Genomic DNA, 17,022 nt, shown 5'->3' with positions numbered 1-17,022 from the left:
GCGCGGCCTCCGCTCACCGCCCCGTCCTGCATCGTGCCCGAGGACCCGGGCCGAGCACCGATCACCGCACGAGGAGCCGGGTGAGCCTGCCGGTCACCCACTCGATCGGACCGGTACCGCAGAAGCGCCACCACAGCACTCCCGCGAGCCAGACCCCGAGCACCAGCACGGCGAAGGCCCAGGGTGTGTCCACCGCATATCCGTAGCCGGCGCCCGCCAGTGCGGCGACGACGGCGACCTGCAGCACGTAGACCGAGAGGGAGAGCGACCCGACCGCGCGGAAGGGCACGAGGCCGGCCTCGATCGCGGCGCGGGGGGCGGCTCGGACGGTCGTGAGCAGGACGACGGCCACGTGGACGGCGAGGACGAGCCCGAGGTCGTGCAGGGTGTCGAGGTGGCTCCCCGAGACGGAGTCTTTGCCCGTCACCCGCTCGAGGAGCGGTCGCATCGGATAGGCGAGCACGGCGACGACGGCGAGCACGGCGAGGAGGCGGTCGCGCCGGAAGCCGTGGCGCAGCAGCAGCGCGCCGAGGAGGAAGAAGGGCAGCAGGTTCGTCACGCGGTAGTTCGGCCCGGTGAAGAGCCAGGTGAGCGCGTAGCCCGCCGGGGTCGGCGAGTACAGGACCAGCGGATCGGCCGCGGCGGCGACGGCGGCGTTCAGCGGTGCGCCGACCACGACGATCACCACCGTGATCGCGGCGACGACGCGGGAGCGGAGGAGGAGGATCGGCGTCCCGATCGCGAGCGTGACGCCGAGGAAGGCCAGGACGATCGCGATCCACGTCGCCCAGGTGCTCAGCCACAGTCCGAGTCCGATGAGGATCGCCGCGCGGGCGAGGTTCTGCAGCACGACCCGACGGCCGGAGGCGCCGGGACGGGCGAGGACCAGCGCGGCCGACATCCCCATCACGAGGGCGAAGAGCGGCGAGGCGAGGTCGTTGACGTTCCCCGCGACGAAGCCGATCGCCCCGGCACGCAGACTCGGCACGAGGGGCATCGCGTGCGCGATCAGCATGGCGACGATGGCGATGCCCCGCAGGGCATCGGGAACCACGAGTCGATCGGTCTGCGACCGAGGGGCCGGACGGACGACGCGCGTGGAGCCGGCGGTCACACTCATGGCAGGAGGATAGGGCGCCCGCAGCCTGCGCGGTCGGCTCGCTTCACGCCCTGATCAGCCGCCGGCGCGCTGAGCGGGGTGGTCGAGGCGATCGATCCGTCGCAGATGGCCCGTGTCAGCGACGCGGACGGCCCGTCCTCGACGGATCGATCGGCTCGGAGCAGGCGGTCGCCGCGCGCGCGGACGCGTCTCCGTGAGGAGACCGTGAGGGACGACGGGCGACGCGTATGGAAGGCGTTAGGACCCCTCCGCGGCGCCGGCGGCGGGTGTTGCATCAGGACTCGTGCCGGCCCCGCACTCGCCGTGGGCCGGTCGGACGCCTCCGCACTCGGGGGCGTCCTCCGCCCCCGGATGGAGTTCTCGTGCTCGACCTTGTCTACGTGATCGGCGTCCTCGCCGTCTTCGCGCTCGTCGGCGTCATCGCCAAGGGGGTCGAGAAGCTCGCGCCCACGCCGCGCGCTTCCGGCCCTCGCGCGGCGATCAGCGAGGACGTCGAATGATCGTCTTCGACTCCCTCGCCGCGATCCTCGCGATCGGCGCGATCGGGTACCTCGTCGCAGCCCTCGTGAAGCCGGAGCGCTTCTGATGGACACCTTCCTCGCGATCCTGCAGGTCGCCTCCGTCGCCCTGATCCTCGTCCTCCTCCACCGCCCGCTCGGCGACTACATGGCGCACATCTACACGACGACCAGAGATCTCGCCGTCGAGCGCGGCTTCTACCGCGTCATCGGCGTCGACCCGCGTGCCGAGCAGAGCTGGAGCGCCTACCTCCGCGGGGTGCTCGCGTTCTCGCTCATCGGCGTGCTCCTCGTCTACGCGCTGCAGCGCGCCCAGGCACTTCTGCCCTACTCGCTCGGGTTCCCCGCGATCCCCGAGGGGCTGTCGTTCAACACGGCGGTCTCGTTCGTCACCAACACGAACTGGCAGTCGTACTCGCCCGATGTGACGATGGGCTACTCGGTGCAGCTGCTCGGCCTCGCCGTGCAGAACTTCGTCTCGGCGGGAGTCGGCATCGCCGTCGCGATCGCGCTGGTGCGCGGCTTCGCCCGCCGGAACAGCGCCTCGATCGGCAACTTCTGGGTCGACCTCACCCGCGGGACGCTCCGCCTGCTGCTCCCCCTCTCCGTGATCTCGGCGGTCCTCCTCCTGGCCGGCGGGGTGATCCAGAACTTCGGCGGATTCACCGACGTCACCACGATCACGGGCGGCACGCAGAGCATCCCCGGCGGTCCGGTCGCGTCGCAGGAGGCGATCAAGATGGTCGGCACCAACGGCGGCGGCTTCTTCAACGCCAACTCGGCGCATCCGTTCGAGAACCCCACGGCGTGGACCAGCGCGCTGCAGGTGATCCTGATGCTGGCGATCCCGTTCTCGCTGCCGCGCACCTTCGGCCGGATGGTCGGCAACGCGAAGCAGGGCTACGCGATCGTCGCGGCGATGGCCACGATCTTCGTCGTCTCGCTGACGGCGCTCACGCTCCTCGAGCTCGCGGGCAGCGGTGCGGCTCCGCAGGCCGCGGGCGGCGCGATGGAGGGCAAGGAGACGCGCTTCGGCATCGCCGGCTCGGCCCTGTTCGGGGCGACCAGCACGCTGACCTCGACCGGCGCGGTCAACTCGATGCACGACTCCTACACCGCGCTCGGCGGCATGCTGCCGATGCTCAACATGATGCTCGGCGAGGTCGCCCCGGGCGGCGTCGGCTCCGGCCTCTACGGGATGCTCGTGCTGGCGATCCTCGCCGTGTTCATCGGCGGGCTGCTCGTCGGGCGCACCCCGGAGTACCTGGGCAAGAAGCTCGGCCCCTACGAGATCAAGCTCGCGAGCCTCTACATCCTGATCACGCCGACCCTCGTCCTCGCCGGGACCGCGCTGAGCTTCGCGATCCCCGCCGTGCGGGCCGACGTCGAGAGCACCTCGATCTGGAACCCGGGGCTGCACGGCCTCTCGGAGGTGCTCTACGCCTTCACCTCGGCCGCGAACAACAACGGCTCGGCGTTCGCGGGGCTCACCGCCAACACCCCGTGGTTCAACACGGCCCTCGGAGTCGCGATGCTGCTCGGCCGCTTCCTGCCGATCGTGATGGTGCTGGCGCTCGCCGGCTCGCTCGCCAGGCAGGGCACCACTCCGTCGACCGCGGGCACGCTGCCCACCCACCGGCCGCAGTTCGTCGGCCTGCTGGTCGGCGTCACCGTGATCGTCACCGCACTCACCTACTTCCCCGTGCTCGCACTCGGACCCCTCGCAGAAGGACTCCAGTAACCCCCATGACCAGCACACTCGAAAGCCCGGCTCCCGTGCGGGCCCCGAGGCGGGGCGCCTCGGCGTTCAGCCTCGAGCAGGTCACCGCGGCGCTCCCCGGCGCGTTCCGCAAGCTCGACCCGCGCCTGATGGTGAAGAACCCCGTGATGTTCCTCGTCGAGGTCGGTGCGGCGCTCACCACGCTGCTCGCGATCGCCGAGCCGTTCCTCGGCGGGGCGCAGGAGTCGGGCGGCGCGCCCGTTCCGGCGTCGTTCACCTGGGGCATCGCGATCTGGCTCTGGCTGACCGTGCTCTTCGCCAACCTGGCTGAGTCGGTGGCGGAGGGGCGAGGCAAGGCGCAGGCCGACAGCCTGCGGCAGACCCGCACCAGCACCATGGCCCGCCGTCTGCTCGAGTACCGGGCCGGCGACGGAGCCGCGATGCACGCGCAGGTCCGCGAGGTCTCCTCGGCCGATCTGCAGCTCGGCGATCACGTGGTCGTCGAGGCCGGCGACCTCGTGCCCGGTGACGGCGACATCGTCTGGGGCATCGCCTCCGTCGACGAGTCGGCGATCACCGGAGAGTCGGCGCCGGTCGTGCGCGAGTCGGGCGGCGACCGCAGCGCCGTCACCGGCGGCACGCGGGTGCTGTCGGACCGCATCATCGTGAGGATCACGTCGAAGCCGGGCGAGACCTTCGTCGACCGGATGATCGGCCTGGTCGAGGGAGCGTCGCGGCAGAAGACGCCGAACGAGATCGCGCTGAACATCCTGCTCGCGAGTCTCTCGATCGTGTTCGTCGTGGTCGTGCTGACGCTCAACCCGATCGCCTCGTACGCAGCGGCTCCGGTCAGCGTGCCGGTGCTGGTCGCCCTGCTCGTCTGCCTCATCCCGACCACGATCGGCGCGCTGCTCTCGGCGATCGGCATCGCCGGCATGGACCGGCTAGTGCAGCGCAACGTGCTCGCGATGTCGGGTCGCGCGGTCGAGGCGGCGGGCGACGTGACCACGCTTCTGCTCGACAAGACCGGCACGATCACCTACGGCAACCGGCGCGCGACCGAGTTCGTGACCGTGGGCGGCACCGACCGCGGCGAGCTGCTGCGAGCGGCCGCCGCCTCCTCGCTCAGCGACCCGACTCCCGAGGGGAAGTCGATCGTGGACCTCGCGGGGCTGCGGCCCGAGACCGGTGACGCCGTCGTCGTCCCGTTCACCGCGCAGACCCGGATGAGCGGGCTCGACCTCGCCGACGGCTCGCAGATCCGCAAGGGCGCCGGCTCGGCCGTGACCGCCTGGCTCCAGGCCGACGCGCGCGCGACCGCCGAGCTCGACGAGCAGGTGCACCGCATCTCCGAGAGCGGAGGCACGCCGCTGGTCGTCGCCGTGAAGGATGCGTCGGGCGCCGGCCGGATCCTCGGCGTCGTGCACCTGAAGGACGTGGTGAAGGAGGGGCTCAAGGAGCGCTTCGCCGACCTGCGCGCGATGGGCATCCGGACCGTGATGATCACGGGCGACAACCCGCTCACGGCTCGCGCGATCGCCGCGGAGGCCGGGGTCGACGACTACCTCGCCGAGGCCACGCCCGAGCAGAAGCTCGCCTACATCCGCAAGGAGCAGGAGGGCGGCAACCTCGTCGCGATGACCGGAGACGGCACCAACGACGCCCCCGCGCTCGCTCAGGCCGACGTCGGCGTGGCGATGAACACGGGCACCTCGGCCGCGAAGGAGGCCGGCAACATGGTCGACCTCGACTCCGACCCGACCAAGCTCATCGACATCGTGCGGATCGGCAAGCAGCTGCTGATCACCCGCGGGGCGCTCACCACGTTCTCGATCGCGAACGACGTGGCGAAGTACTTCGCCATCATCCCGGCGATGTTCGCCGGAGTGTTCCCGGGGCTCGCGGTGCTGAACGTGATGCAGCTGCACTCGCCGTCCTCCGCGATCCTCTCGGCGATCGTGTTCAACGCGCTGGTGATCGTCGTGCTCATCCCGCTGGCCCTGCGCGGCGTCGCCTATCGGGCGCTGAGCGCCTCGAAGATCCTCAGCCGCAACCTCCTCGTCTACGGGCTGGGAGGCGTGATCGCGCCCTTCATCGGGATCAAGCTGATCGACCTCGTCGTCGCCCTCCTCCCCGGCTTCTAGACCCTCCTCGGAAAGCAGAACCCCCATGAATCCCACCCGCTCGGGCCTCCGCCAGTACGGAGTCGCGCTGCGCGCGATGCTCGTGCTCACTGTCGCCCTCGGAGTCGTCTACCCGCTCGCCGTCACCGGCCTCGGGCAGGTCGCGTTCGCCTCCCAGGCGAACGGCTCGATGCTCACCGTCGACGGCTCGCCCGTCGGCTCCTCCCTCATCGGCCAGTCCTTCACGGACGCCGACGGGAACCCGCTGCCGGAGTGGTTCCAGTCGCGGCCCTCCGCGGCCGGCGACGGCTACGACGCGAGCGCGTCCAGCGGCTCGAACCTCGGGCCCTCGAACCCCGACCTCGTCGCCTCGATCGAGGAGCGCCGGGCGGCGATCACGGACTTCAACGGGGTCGACCCGGCCGAGGTGCCCGCCGACGCGCTGACCGCCTCCGCCTCGGGGCTCGACCCGCACATCAGCCCGGCCTACGCCGAGCTGCAGGTCGCCCGCGTCGCCGAGGCGCGCGGACTGCCCGAGGAGAGCGTGCGCGCGCTCGTCGCCGAATCGGTGCAGGGCCGCGACCTCGGCGTCCTCGGCGACGAGACGGTGAACGTGCTCGAGCTGAACCTGGCGCTCGCGCGGCTGTGAGCGCAGCCCTCGGAGCACCTCCGGCTCGTAGAATCGCGTTCGGCTCGTCGGAACGCCGCGATCCTGCGAGCCGGAGCCGATCCCGCGAGCCGAAAGTGGGGGCCGGAGCATGACGAAGGGCCGCCTGCGCGTGCTGCTCGGGGCCGCGCCCGGCGTCGGCAAGACCTACACGATGCTCGAGGAGGGCCGCCGGCTCGCCGCCGAGGGCCGGGACGTCGTGGTCGCCGTCGTCGAGACGCACGGCCGTGCGGCCACGGCCGCCATGGTCGAGGGGCTCGAGGTGATCCCGCGGCGCACGGTCGAGCACCGCGGGGTCGTGCTCGACGAGATGGATCTGGAGGCGGTGCTCGCCCGCCGCCCCGAGGTCGCGCTGGTCGACGAGCTCGCCCACACCAACGCCCCGGGGTCGGTGCACGAGAAGCGCTGGGAGGACGTGCGAGCGCTCCTCGACGCCGGGATCACGGTCTTCTCGACCGTCAACATCCAGCACATCGAGTCGCTCAACGACGTCGTGCAGGCGATCACCGGGGCGCCCCAGCGCGAGACGATCCCGGATGCGGTGCTCCGGGCGGCCGACCAGATCGAGGTCGTCGACCTCGCCCCGCAGGCGCTCCGCGACCGCCTCGCCGACGGCCGGGTCTACCCGCCCGAGCGCATCGACGCCGCGCTCTCGAACTACTTCCGCCTCGGCAACCTGACAGCGCTCCGCGAGCTCGCCCTGCTCTGGCTCGCCGACGAGGTCGACAGCGCGCTACGCGACTACCGCGTCGAGCACGGCATCGACAGCACCTGGGAGGCGCGCGAGCGCGTGGTCGTGACGCTCACCGGAGGGCCCGAGGGCGAGACCCTGCTGCGCCGCGGTGCGCGGATCGCCGCGCGAGCCTCCGGTGGCGATCTGCTCGCCGTGCACGTGGTCACGCCCGACGGGCTGCGGACCCCGCGCCCGCACGTGCTCGAGGCGCAGCGCGCGCTCGTCGAGTCGCTCGGCGGCAGCTACCACCAGGTCGTCGGAGAGGACGTGCCGCGCACCCTCGTCGAGTTCGCGCGGTCGGTGAACGCGACGCAGCTGGTGCTGGGCGTCAGCCGCCGCAGCCGCCTCGCCTCGGCGCTCACGCCGGGCATCGGCGCGACGGTGATCCGCGAGTCCGGCAACATCGACGTGCACATCGTCAGCCACTCGGCGGCCGGGCGCAGCGCGGTGCTGCCGCGGCTCGACGGCGCGCTGACCCTCCGCCGCAAGCTCGCCGGCACGGCGCTGGCGCTCGTGGGCGGCCCCCTGGTCACCTGGCTGCTGTCGAGCCTCCGGAGCGACGAATCGATCACGAGCGATGTGCTCTCGTACCAGCTGCTCGTGGTGCTCGTCGCGCTGGTCGGCGGCGTGTGGCCCGCGTTGTTCGCGGCCGTGCTCTCGGGTCTGACGCTCGACTTCTTCTTCGTCGATCCGCTCTACACGATCACCGTCGACGAGCCGCTGCACGCGCTCGCGCTCGTGCTCTACGTGCTGAACGCGGCGCTGGTGAGCGCGGTGGTCGACCGCGCGGCGCGGCGCTCCCGGGCGGCGAAGCGATCGGGTGCGGAGTCGGAGCTGCTCGCGACGATCGCGGGCGGCGTCATCCGCGGGCAGGGGGCGCTGCAGGCGATCCTCGAGATCTCGCGCGAGGCGTTCGGGCTGACCGGGGTGCGGCTGCTGCGCGACGGCGCGGTGGTCGCGGTCGACGGCGAGCCGGTTCCGGAGGCGGAGCCCGTGCGGATCGCGGTCGGCGCGAACGCGGTGCTCGAGCTGCACGGACGCCAGCTCGAGGGCAGCGAGCGGCGCCTGCTGCAGGTCGTCGCGGCGCAGCTCGACTCGGTGCTCGAGAACGAAGCACTCACCGAGACGGCCAGCTCGCTGGCTCCGCTCGCCGAGACCGACCGGGTGCGCAGCGCCCTGCTGTCGGCGGTCAGCCACGATCTGCGGCGGCCCCTCGCAGCGGCCACGGCGGCGGTCAGCGGGCTGCGCTCGCGCGACGTCGAATGGAGCGAGCGCGACCGGGCGGAGCTGCTCGCGACGGCCGACGAGAGCCTCACGACGCTCGCGGCGCTCGTCACGGATCTGCTCGACGTGACGCGACTCGAGGCGGGGGCGCTCGCCGTGGCGCTCGCGCCTCTCGACGCGGCCGACGTCGTGCTGCCCGCGCTCGACGAGCTGGGGCTCGGACCGGGCGAGGTCGACCTCGATCTCGACCTCGACGGCCCGCCGGTGCTCGCCGACGCCGTGCTGCTGCAGCGGGTGGTGGTGAACCTGCTCGCGAACGCGGTGCGCTACTCGCCCGATGGAACGCGCGTGCGGGTGTCGACCAGCGCCTTCGGCCGCACCGCGCAGATCCGCATCGTCGACCACGGGCCGGGGGTGGCACCTGCGCGGCGGGAGGAGATCTTCGTGCCGTTCCAGCGGCTGGGGGACGACGACAACACCACCGGGCTGGGGCTCGGGCTCGCGCTGTCGAAGGGGTTCACCGAGGGGATGGGCGGGACGCTCGAGACCGAGGACACCCCGGGCGGCGGGCTGACCATGGTGGTGGAGCTGCCGATCGCTTCGGCTTCCGGTGTCGCAGACGCTTCGGGAGGAGCCGCATGAAGATCCTGATCGCCGACGACGACCCGCAGATCCTCCGCGCGCTGCGGATCACGCTGACCGCGCGCGGCTACGAGGTGGTGACGGCCGGCGACGGCACGGAGGCGATCAACCGCGCCATCGACGAGCATCCCGACCTCTACATGATCGATCTGGGCATGCCGCGGCTCGACGGGGTCGAGGTGATCCACGCGCTGCGCGGCTGGACGAGCGCGCCGATCCTGGTGGTGTCGGGGCGGACGGGGGCGGCCGACAAGGTCGGCGCGCTCGACGCCGGAGCCGACGACTACGTGACGAAGCCGTTCTCGATGGACGAGGTGCTGGCGCGCATCCGGGCGCTGTCGCGGCGCGTGCAGCCGGCCGACGGCGAGCCGCTCGTGGTGATCGGGGAGGTGACCGTCGACCTGGTGGCGAAGAGCGCGACGCGGGCCGGCGCCTCCGTGCGACTGACGCCGACGGAGTGGCAGGTGCTCGAGATCCTGGTGCGGAACGCGGGCAAGCTCGTGACCCGGCGCTCGCTGCTCGACGAGATCTGGGGGCCGGCGCACGTCACCGACACCGGGTACCTGCGGCTGTACCTCGCGCAGCTGCGCAAGAAGCTCGAGCCCGACCCGGCGCACCCGCGGTTCCTGCTGACGGAGGCGGGGATGGGGTACCGGTTCGTGCCGGGAGAGTGAGCGCGGGCTCCTTTCTCTCGCTGATCGAGTAGCCCGCGAAGCGGGCGTATCGAGATCCACGTCCGTCGGAAGGCCAGGGCAGAAGGCTGATCTGCTGACGCTGGTGTGTCTCGATACGCCCCTTCGGGGCTACTCGACCAGCATGGAGGGCGATGCGCGCCGAGTTCACCCTCGCCACTCGATACGCCGCCTCCGGCGCTGTTCGAGCAGCGGGCAGGCGGGCGGAGGATGATGGGGGCACCGCCGAACAAGGAGAGCACCGTGGAACAGCCGCGCATGAACGTCGAGTCCTTCAACCTGGATCACCGCACCGTCGCCGCGCCGTACGTGCGCCTCGCCGACGCCAAGACGCTCCCGGCGGGTGACCACCTCGTCAAGTACGACGTGCGCTTCACCCAGCCCAACGCCTCCCACCTCGAGATGCCGACCGTGCACTCGCTCGAGCACCTCTTCGCCGAGAAGTCGCGCAACCACTCCGACAAGGTCATCGACTTCTCGCCGATGGGCTGCCAGACCGGCTTCTACCTGATCCTGCAGGGCGAGCCCGAGCTCGCCGAGGTGCTCTCGCTCGTCGAGGACACCCTCCGCGACATCACCGAGGCCGACGAAGTGCCCGCGGCCAACGACACGCAGTGCGGCTGGGGAGCGAACCACTCGCTCGAGGGCGCTCAGGAGGCGGCGCGCACCTTCCTCTCGCGCCGCGACGAGTGGGAGACGGTGACCGCGTGAGCGAGGCGATCATCCTGGTCGCGATGGACGAGGAGGCGGAGCCCTTCCTCGCGAAGGCGACCGCCGCCTCCGAGCCGCGCAGCGTCGGCAACGCGCTGCAGTGGGACCTCGAGCTGGGCGGCCACGACGTGGTGCTGGTGCGCACGGGTGTCGGCCTCATCAACGCGGCGGGCGGGCTGACGGCGGCGATCCTCCGCACGCTCGGCGACGAGCCGCTGGTGATCAGCGCCGGCTCGGCCGGGGGGCTGGGCGCCGAGGTGCGCGTCGGCGACGTGGTGATCGGCGAGGAGTACGTGCAGACGGACGCCGACGCGCGGGCCTTCGGCTACGCGATGGGGCAGGTGCCGGGGATGCCCGAGCGCTACTCCGGCGATGCCGCGGCGCTCGCCACCGACGTCTCGGTGCCCGAGGTCGTCGTCCGCCGCGGGCTGATCGTGTCGAGCGACACCTTCGTCTCGGGCGATCACGTCGAGCGGGTGCGCGGTCACTTCTCCGGAGCGCTCGCGACCGACATGGAGTCGGTCTCGCTCGCGCAGACGGCACACGTGCACGGGCTGCGGTTCGTCTCGGTGCGCGGCATCTCGGACCTGTGCGCGCCGGGCGAGTTCGAGGCGCACGTCGACGACGCGGCCGACCGCTCGGCCGCGGTCGTGCTCGCGCTGCTGGACGCGCTGGCCTAGCCCGCGGGGGAACCGGTTCTGCCCCTGACGCCGCTCAGCAGGCGGTGTCCGGGCGAGAACCGGTTCCCCCGAGGGGGCTCACTCGTTGCCGATGCGTCCGTCCGCCGCGCGCTCGGCTCCGTCGATCTTGTCGTCGAACTTTCCGCCGGTCGCCTTCCCGGCGGCGTCTCCGGCCGCGTCGAGACCCTTGTCGGTCACGTCCTCGCCCTTGTCGCTGTTCGCCAGGTTCTTGGCCTTGTCTGCCAGGCCTCCGAGATCCACCATGGGGTCTTCCTTCCGTCGATGCACGCCCGCGGTCAGCGGGCTCGATGCTCACTCTGCGCGCATCGGCCCGGAGCTGTCGCGGGGTTGCGCGGTCTCGCCGGGGGAACCGGTTCTGCGCGAGACACCGCTGAGAATGCGGTGTCTCGGCGAGAACCGGTTCCCTCGGAGGGGAGGGGGTCAGGCGGCGCCGAGGCCGGTGACGGGGCCGGCGACGGCGACGGTCTCGGCGCCGTCGGGCCAGCGGAGGCGGACGCCGGGCGAGGGGACGACGCGGCCGACGGCGGCGGTCGTCGTGTGCGGGGTGTGCATCCGGCCCTCGCCGGGGCGGTCGGCGGTGATCATCGCGAAGCCGGGGAAGCAGGCGAGCCAATCGCCGAGGCCCGCCGACGGCGGGGCCGGGATCGCGGCGATGTCGAGCACCGCGCCTCCGCCCGACGCCTCGGCGAGCATGCCGACCGTGCCGACGAGCCCGGCCATGCTGACGTCCTTCGCCGCCCGGGGCCGCGCGAGACCCACGGAGGCGGCCATCGCCCGCAGCTCCTCGCCGCGGCGCCCCGAGGTCGAGTCCCACTGCGCTCCCGCGAAGCCCGGTCGCCAGCCGCCGGCGAGGTCGGCCGTCACCGAGAGCTCGTCGCCGAGCGCCGCCGCCCCGGGCACCGGCGCCGTCGTGCGCCCGAGCCCCGTGACGCTCAGCGCCGCGGGGACCCCGAGCTGAGTGTGACCGCCGAGCACCGGCAGCCCCCAGGCCTCGGCCGCGTCGCGGACGCCGCTGACGATCCGCGCGGCGAAGGCCGCGTCGCGGGCGCCGATCGCGTCGAGCAGCCCGACGCCGGTCGCGCCCATCGCGGTGAGGTCGTTCACGTTCACCAGCACCGAGCACCAGCCCGCCCACTCCGGGTGCCGCTCGACCATCGAGGGGATGATCGCGTCGCAGACCGCCACCATGTCGGTGCCGGGCACGGGTGCGCCGTCGTCGCCGACGAAGCCCGGGCCGCCGAGGCCGCCACCGGCCGCGAACGGCGCCAGGAGGGAGCCGAGCGCCGACTTCGCCGCCCGCGCCGCGCGATCGAGACGGTCGAGCGGCCAGCGCATCGCCACGTGCGGGGTTCCGGCGACCGTCAGCTCGCCGATCCGCTCCCAGCCGAGGCGGCGGAAGAGCACCTCGTTGCGCGCCTGCACCGACGCCTCGAAGCGCAGGACGCCTCGCGCCTCCGCCTCGGCGCAGGCCGCACGCACGAGAGCCGCGCCGATCCCCGCACCGCCGCGCGCCTCCCGCGACACCACCAGCCTGCTGCCGGTCCACCAGCCGAGATCGCGGCCCGATGCGACCGGCGCGAGCCGCACGCCTCCCAGCACCGCACCCTCGGCGGTCACCGCGACGAGCACGATCGCCCGCGGGTCGTCATCGATGTCGTCGGCGTCGCTCCCCGCGAAGAGCCCCTGCTCGGCCACGAAGACCTCGCGCCGCAGCGCACGGTACGCGGCGAGCTCGCGCTCCTCCGCCCGCATCACGGTGAAGGCCGGCGCGCGCCGCACCCCCTCGAGGATCGACAGCTGCATCAGGCGCCGGCCGTCTTGAGCACTCCGCACGCCCCGCAGGCCGCGCATCCGGCCGACTGCCCGGTGCTCAGCATCCCGGCGGCGATGAGCAGCGAGGCGACCCGCGCGCTCACCGACTCGAGCAGCGAGCCGGCCGGAGGCAGCACGTGGTCGACCTCGGTCGCGAGCGTCCCGCGCAGCGGCCGGAACGGGACCACGAACGGGTAGACGCCCATCTCGATCAGCTCCTGCGCGCTCGCGACGAGCTCGTCGGGATCCTCGCCGAGGCCGACCAGGAGGTAGGTCGAGACCTGGTTGCGGCCGAAGATCCGCACCGCCTCGCGCCACGCCCAGCGGTACTCGTCGAGGGTGACGCGCGCCTTGCCGGGGGTCCAGCGACGGCGCACCTCGTCGTCCATCGACTCGACGTGGATGCCGATCGACACCGCGCCCGCGTCCTTCAGGGCCTGCAGCGCCGAGACGTCCGACGGAGGCTCGCACTGCACCTGGATCGGCAGGCCCGGCACCGCCTCCAGCACCGCGCGCACGCAGCGGGCGAGGTGGGTCGCTCCCCGGTCGCGCCCCTTGGACGTGCCGGTGGTCATCACCATCTGGCTGATGCCGTCGAGGCGGGCCGCCGCCTCGGCGACCTCGGCGAGCTGCGCCGGGGTCTTCACCGCGATGGTCGAGCCTGCCTCGAGCGAGGCCTCGATCGCGCAGAACCGGCAGCGCTCGGCCTCGTCGTAGCGCATGCAGGTCTGCACGACGGTGGTCGCGAGGATGTCGCGGCCGTGCAGCCGGGCGATCTTCTCGTACGAGACGCCGTCGGCGGTCTCGAGGTCGTAGAAGCGGGGGCGGCGCACCGGAGTGACGTCGAGGCCGATGTCGGCGCCCTCGAGCAGCAGGCGGTCGCCGCGCACGACGTAGGGGCTCGTCGGGTTGATGGGGATGGCGGCACCGAGGCCGCCGAGCATCACGTGCCCGTCGTCGCTCGGGCCGGCGCCTGCCTCGCGGTGGACGGGGGCCTCGACGCGGATGCCCTGCAGGGCGATGTCGACGCGGGTGCGGAGGGTGAGATCGGTCACGGCTGACTCCTTGATGGCGCGGCGGTGGCCGGCCTGACGGGCCGCGGGGGATGCGGCCGGGATGTCGATGCGTTCGTCTCGCCTCCCATTCAAGGCACGCCGTGTTTCGGCTCGATGTCGAGCGGAACGCGGTCTGGTTACGGAACCGGCGTCACACGAGCTTCTTCCGGACGAAACCACACCGAAACACACCGCCCGTTGACTGGTGACGTTCCACTCCGCACCACCGCTCCATCCGGCGGACGTTCTTCGCGTCGTCTCAGCGCCTCCCGCCGGAGCCCGCACACTCGCCCGCCGTCTCATCGGCGACCCGGAAAGACCCGGAAACAGGAGGAACCACATGTCCGTCTCGCAGGAGATCGAAGACCAGGTCAGCGCCAACATCGAGAAGTCGCGCGGCGAGATCGCGCACCCGTCGCTCCCCAAGGGCAGCAACCTCTACGGCTCGACCAAGGTGTTCCCCGACTACCAGGCCGAGGAGGGGGAGTCGTACCTGACCCTCGTGCACGGCATCGCCCACGAGTCCTCCGTCAGCTTCGTCGCCGTGCTGCAGGCCACCCGCGCCGCGCGCAAGGGCTACGAGTCGGCGCTGTACTTCTACGGCCCCGGCACGATCAACGCGATGGCGACCCGCGGCTTCCCGACGGTCGGCGACTCCGGGTTCCCGGGCGAGCAGAACCTGAACAACGCCATCGAGACCTTCATCAACGAGGGCAACCGCGTGTTCGTCTGCCGCTTCGGCATGGCGCTGCACGGCCTGCGCGAGGAGGACCTGATCGAGGGCTGCATCCCCTGCCACCCGCTCGACGTGCAGGACGCGCTGATCCACTACGCCCGCAAGGGCGCGATCATCAACTCGACCTACAACCTGTAGCCCGATGACTCGCGTCGGCTCGGTCGCGGCGAACTTCACCCGCGATCTCGATCAGAACTACGCGCTCATCGCCCAGCTCGCCGAGGAGGCGCGGGAGCGGGGAGTCGCGTTCATCGTCCTCCCCGAGGCCGCGATCGGCGGCTACCTCTCGTCCCTCGGCAATCACGGCGACACGGTGAAGACCACGTCGCGCTCGCTGCCGCCGGCGATCCGAGTCGACGGGCCCGAGCTCGCCCGGGTGCAGGAGATCGTGGGCGATCTGATGGTCGCGATCGGCTTCTGCGAGCTCGACGACGACGGCGAGACTCGCTACAACGCGGCCGCTCTGCTCGACGGCGGGCAGGTCTACGGCAGCTACCGCAAGGTGCACCAGCCGCTGGGCGAGCACATGTCGTACTCGGCGGGCCCGGGCTACGGCACCTTCGACACCCCCGTCGGCCGGGTCGGGCTGCAGATCTGCTACGACAAGGCCTTCCCGGAGGCGGCGCGCTCGATGGCGCTGGACGGCGCCGAGATCATCGCCTCTCTCTCGGCCTGGCCGGCCGCGCGCACGGCGACCGCCGAGAACCTGCAGGACGACCGCTGGACGTACCGCTTCAACCAGTTCGACATCGCCCGGGCGCTCGACAACCAGGTGTTCTGGCTGGCGTCGAACCAGTCGGGCACCTTCGGATCGCTCCGCTACGTGGGCAACGCGAAGGTCGTGGATCCGGGCGGGAACATCCTCGCCACCACCCTGCTCGGCGCCGGAATGGCCGTCGCCGACATCGATGTGCGCGGCACGTTCGAGGCGATGCGCGGCGGGATGTTCCACCTCCGCGACCGCCGGCCCGACGCCTACGACCTGGCCCGTGAGTGGACGGGAGGGCTGATCGATGCCTGAGATGACCTTCCACGTCCGCTGGCCCGACGGCACGGAGGAGCGCTGCTACTCGCCGAGCCTGGTGATGCACGACTTCCTCGCGGCCGGCGGTCAGTACCCGGTCGAGGACTTCGTGGCCCGCTCGAGCGAAGCGCTCGACATCGCCTCCGCCCGGGTGCAGGAGAAGTTCGGCTTCGCCTGCACCTCGGCGATGCAGCAGCGGAGCGAGATCGTCGAGACCGCGCGGCGCTTCGACGGCGGCACGGTGCGGGTGCTGGCGATGGATCCGGTGCGACCGTGATCGCGCCCGGGATGCACGTCGAGGTCGCGGTCGTCGGAGGCGGCCAGGCCGGCCTCTCGCTCAGCCGCCACCTCACCGACGACGGGGTCGACCACCTCGTCCTCGAGCGCGACACCATCGGCCACGACTGGATCGACCGCCGCTGGGACGCGTTCACCCTGGTCACTCCGAACTGGCAGTGCCGGCTCCCGGGCTACCCCTACGACGGCCCCGACCCCGACGGCTTCATGACCCGCGACGAGGTGCACGCGTGGGTGCGGCGCTACGCCGCCACGTTCGACGCCCCGATCGCCGAGCACACCGAGGTCTCCCGACTGCGCGAGCGGGCCGGAGGAGGCTTCGAGCTGGTCACGAGCGCCGGCAGCATCACGGCCGACCAGGTCGTCATCGCGACCGGCGGCTACCACCGTCCGGTGCTTCCGGCCGCCGCGTCGCGCCTCCCGCTCGACGTCGTGCAGCTGCACTCGGCCGACTACCGCTCGGCCGAGGCGCTGCCTCCGGGCGGCGTGCTCGTCGTCGGCTCCGGGCAGTCGGGTGCGCAGATCGCCGAGGACCTCTTCCTCGCCGGCCGCGACGTGCACCTCGCCCTCGGCAGCGCTCCCCGCGTCGCCCGCTTCTACCGGGGGCGCGACTGCGTCGCGTGGCTGCAGGACATGGGCGTCTACGACATCCCCGTGCACGCGCAGGTCGGCGGGCTCACCAAGCGCGAGTCGACCAACCACTACGTGACGGGGCGCGGAGGCGGTCGCGATATCGACCTCCGCGCGTTCGCCCGCGACGGCATGCATCTCTACGGCCGGCTCGCCTCGGTCGAGGGGTCGACTCTCCGCTTCGCCCCCACGGCGGAGGCGTCGCTCGACTACGCCGACTCGGTCGCCGAGTCGATCAAGGACGACATCGACCGCTTCATCGCGGCCCGCGGGATCGACGCCCCGCTCGAGGCGCGCTACGAGCCTGTCTGGCGCCCCTCCGCGGAGGTGGAGTCGGTGGACCTCGCCGCGGCGGGGATCACGAGCGTGATCTGGGCGGTCGGCTTCCGCTCCGACTACCGCTGGGTCGAGGTCGGCGTCTTCGACGGCGCCGGGCACCCGACCCACCAGCGCGGGGTGACGAGCACTCCGGGGCTCTCGTTCCTGGGGCTGCCGTGGCTGCACACCTGGGGCTCGGGGCGCTTCGAGGCGATCGCGCGGGATGCCGAGCACCTCGCGTCGGAGATCCGCCGCGTGCGGGTCGGACGGCGTCTCGAGTCGGACCTCGCCGGGTAGCC

Annotated in this window: 17 protein-coding genes; 13 read left to right on the top strand and 4 right to left on the bottom strand. The window is 72.2% G+C overall.

What is annotated here, in order from left to right; genetic code table 11:
* Positions 1–61 precede the first annotated feature (61 nt).
* A complete protein-coding gene (locus tag GRS92_RS10635; RefSeq protein WP_159856045.1) occupies positions 62–1,120 on the bottom strand; it encodes a DUF418 domain-containing protein in 1,059 nt (352 codons plus the stop codon).
* Positions 1,121–1,482: 362 nt separating this feature from the next.
* On the opposite strand from GRS92_RS10635, the gene GRS92_RS18860 reads away from it, so the two are divergent.
* The 9 genes from GRS92_RS18860 (at position 1,483) to mtnN (ending at position 10,830) form a co-directional block, all read left to right on the top strand.
* On the top strand, positions 1,483–1,620 hold the full coding sequence (locus GRS92_RS18860; RefSeq protein WP_204162021.1) for a hypothetical protein: 138 nt from the start codon (positions 1,483–1,485) through the stop codon (positions 1,618–1,620).
* The gene (locus GRS92_RS10625) at positions 1,617–1,706 is read left to right on the top strand and encodes a potassium-transporting ATPase subunit F (RefSeq protein WP_159856041.1); all 90 of its coding nucleotides are present in this window, start codon (positions 1,617–1,619) and stop codon (positions 1,704–1,706) included. Before GRS92_RS18860 ends, GRS92_RS10625 begins: the two co-directional genes overlap by 4 nt.
* Positions 1,706–3,379 carry a potassium-transporting ATPase subunit KdpA gene (gene kdpA, locus GRS92_RS10620; protein WP_159856039.1) on the top strand — a complete coding sequence of 558 codons (1,674 nt, stop codon included), beginning with the start codon at positions 1,706–1,708 and terminating at the stop codon, positions 3,377–3,379. The genes GRS92_RS10625 and kdpA overlap by 1 nt, the downstream gene beginning before the upstream one ends.
* 5 nt (positions 3,380–3,384) lie before the next feature.
* Entirely contained in the window at positions 3,385–5,502 is a 2,118-nt protein-coding gene (kdpB, locus tag GRS92_RS10615) for a potassium-transporting ATPase subunit KdpB (RefSeq protein ID WP_159856037.1), read from the top strand.
* A gap of 25 nt (positions 5,503–5,527) precedes the next feature.
* Complete coding sequence (gene kdpC, locus GRS92_RS10610) at positions 5,528–6,130, top strand: potassium-transporting ATPase subunit KdpC (RefSeq protein WP_159856035.1); 603 nt, start codon at positions 5,528–5,530, stop codon at positions 6,128–6,130.
* A 109-nt stretch (positions 6,131–6,239) separates the two neighbouring features.
* Complete coding sequence (locus GRS92_RS10605) at positions 6,240–8,747, top strand: sensor histidine kinase (protein WP_159856033.1); 2,508 nt, start codon at positions 6,240–6,242, stop codon at positions 8,745–8,747.
* Positions 8,744–9,421 (top strand): response regulator, encoded by a 678-nt coding sequence (locus GRS92_RS10600; RefSeq protein ID WP_159856031.1) that lies wholly within the window; start codon positions 8,744–8,746, stop codon positions 9,419–9,421. Before GRS92_RS10605 ends, GRS92_RS10600 begins: the two co-directional genes overlap by 4 nt.
* Positions 9,422–9,697: 276 nt before the next feature.
* A complete protein-coding gene (locus GRS92_RS10595; RefSeq protein WP_082499043.1) occupies positions 9,698–10,150 on the top strand; it encodes an S-ribosylhomocysteine lyase in 453 nt (150 codons plus the stop codon).
* Positions 10,147–10,830 carry a 5'-methylthioadenosine/S-adenosylhomocysteine nucleosidase gene (mtnN, locus tag GRS92_RS10590; RefSeq protein WP_235021933.1) on the top strand — a complete coding sequence of 228 codons (684 nt, stop codon included), beginning with the start codon at positions 10,147–10,149 and terminating at the stop codon, positions 10,828–10,830. Before GRS92_RS10595 ends, mtnN begins: the two co-directional genes overlap by 4 nt.
* Before the next feature lie 78 nt (positions 10,831–10,908).
* Here mtnN and GRS92_RS10585 read toward each other — a convergent pair whose 3' ends face one another.
* From GRS92_RS10585 to GRS92_RS10575, 3 genes are all read right to left on the bottom strand, one after another.
* Positions 10,909–11,094, bottom strand: coding sequence for an Rv0909 family putative TA system antitoxin (locus GRS92_RS10585; RefSeq protein WP_159856029.1), 186 nt, complete (start codon positions 11,092–11,094; stop codon positions 10,909–10,911).
* A 177-nt stretch (positions 11,095–11,271) separates the two neighbouring features.
* Positions 11,272–12,654, bottom strand: a complete 1,383-nt coding sequence (locus GRS92_RS10580; protein ID WP_235021931.1) for an MSMEG_0567/sll0787 family protein — start codon at positions 12,652–12,654, stop codon at positions 11,272–11,274.
* Positions 12,654–13,718, bottom strand: a complete 1,065-nt coding sequence (locus tag GRS92_RS10575) for an MSMEG_0568 family radical SAM protein (RefSeq protein WP_235021930.1) — start codon at positions 13,716–13,718, stop codon at positions 12,654–12,656. The genes GRS92_RS10580 and GRS92_RS10575 overlap by 1 nt, the downstream gene beginning before the upstream one ends.
* Positions 13,719–14,058: 340 nt before the next feature.
* On the opposite strand from GRS92_RS10575, the gene GRS92_RS10570 reads away from it, so the two are divergent.
* Genes GRS92_RS10570 through GRS92_RS10555 form a run of 4 tightly spaced genes read left to right on the top strand, consistent with a single transcriptional unit; the run spans position 14,059 to position 17,020 of the window.
* Entirely contained in the window at positions 14,059–14,592 is a 534-nt protein-coding gene (locus tag GRS92_RS10570; RefSeq protein WP_056039940.1) for an MSMEG_0572/Sll0783 family nitrogen starvation response protein, read from the top strand.
* Positions 14,593–14,596: 4 nt separating this feature from the next.
* Positions 14,597–15,475: a carbon-nitrogen hydrolase family protein gene (locus GRS92_RS10565; RefSeq protein ID WP_159856023.1), complete on the top strand. Its 879-nt coding sequence runs from the start codon at positions 14,597–14,599 to the stop codon at positions 15,473–15,475.
* A complete protein-coding gene (locus GRS92_RS10560) occupies positions 15,468–15,755 on the top strand; it encodes an MSMEG_0570 family nitrogen starvation response protein (RefSeq protein ID WP_159856021.1) in 288 nt (95 codons plus the stop codon). Before GRS92_RS10565 ends, GRS92_RS10560 begins: the two co-directional genes overlap by 8 nt.
* Positions 15,752–17,020 (top strand): MSMEG_0569 family flavin-dependent oxidoreductase, encoded by a 1,269-nt coding sequence (locus GRS92_RS10555; RefSeq protein ID WP_235021928.1) that lies wholly within the window; start codon positions 15,752–15,754, stop codon positions 17,018–17,020. The genes GRS92_RS10560 and GRS92_RS10555 overlap by 4 nt, the downstream gene beginning before the upstream one ends.
* The last annotated feature ends 2 nt before the right edge of the window (positions 17,021–17,022 follow it).

The sequence above is a fragment of the Rathayibacter sp. VKM Ac-2754 genome, from assembly GCF_009807095.1.
Lineage (GTDB): Bacteria > Actinomycetota > Actinomycetes > Actinomycetales > Microbacteriaceae > Rathayibacter.
Note: the sequence above shows the minus strand (reverse complement) of the source record. Positions and strands in the feature narration are given on the sequence as shown.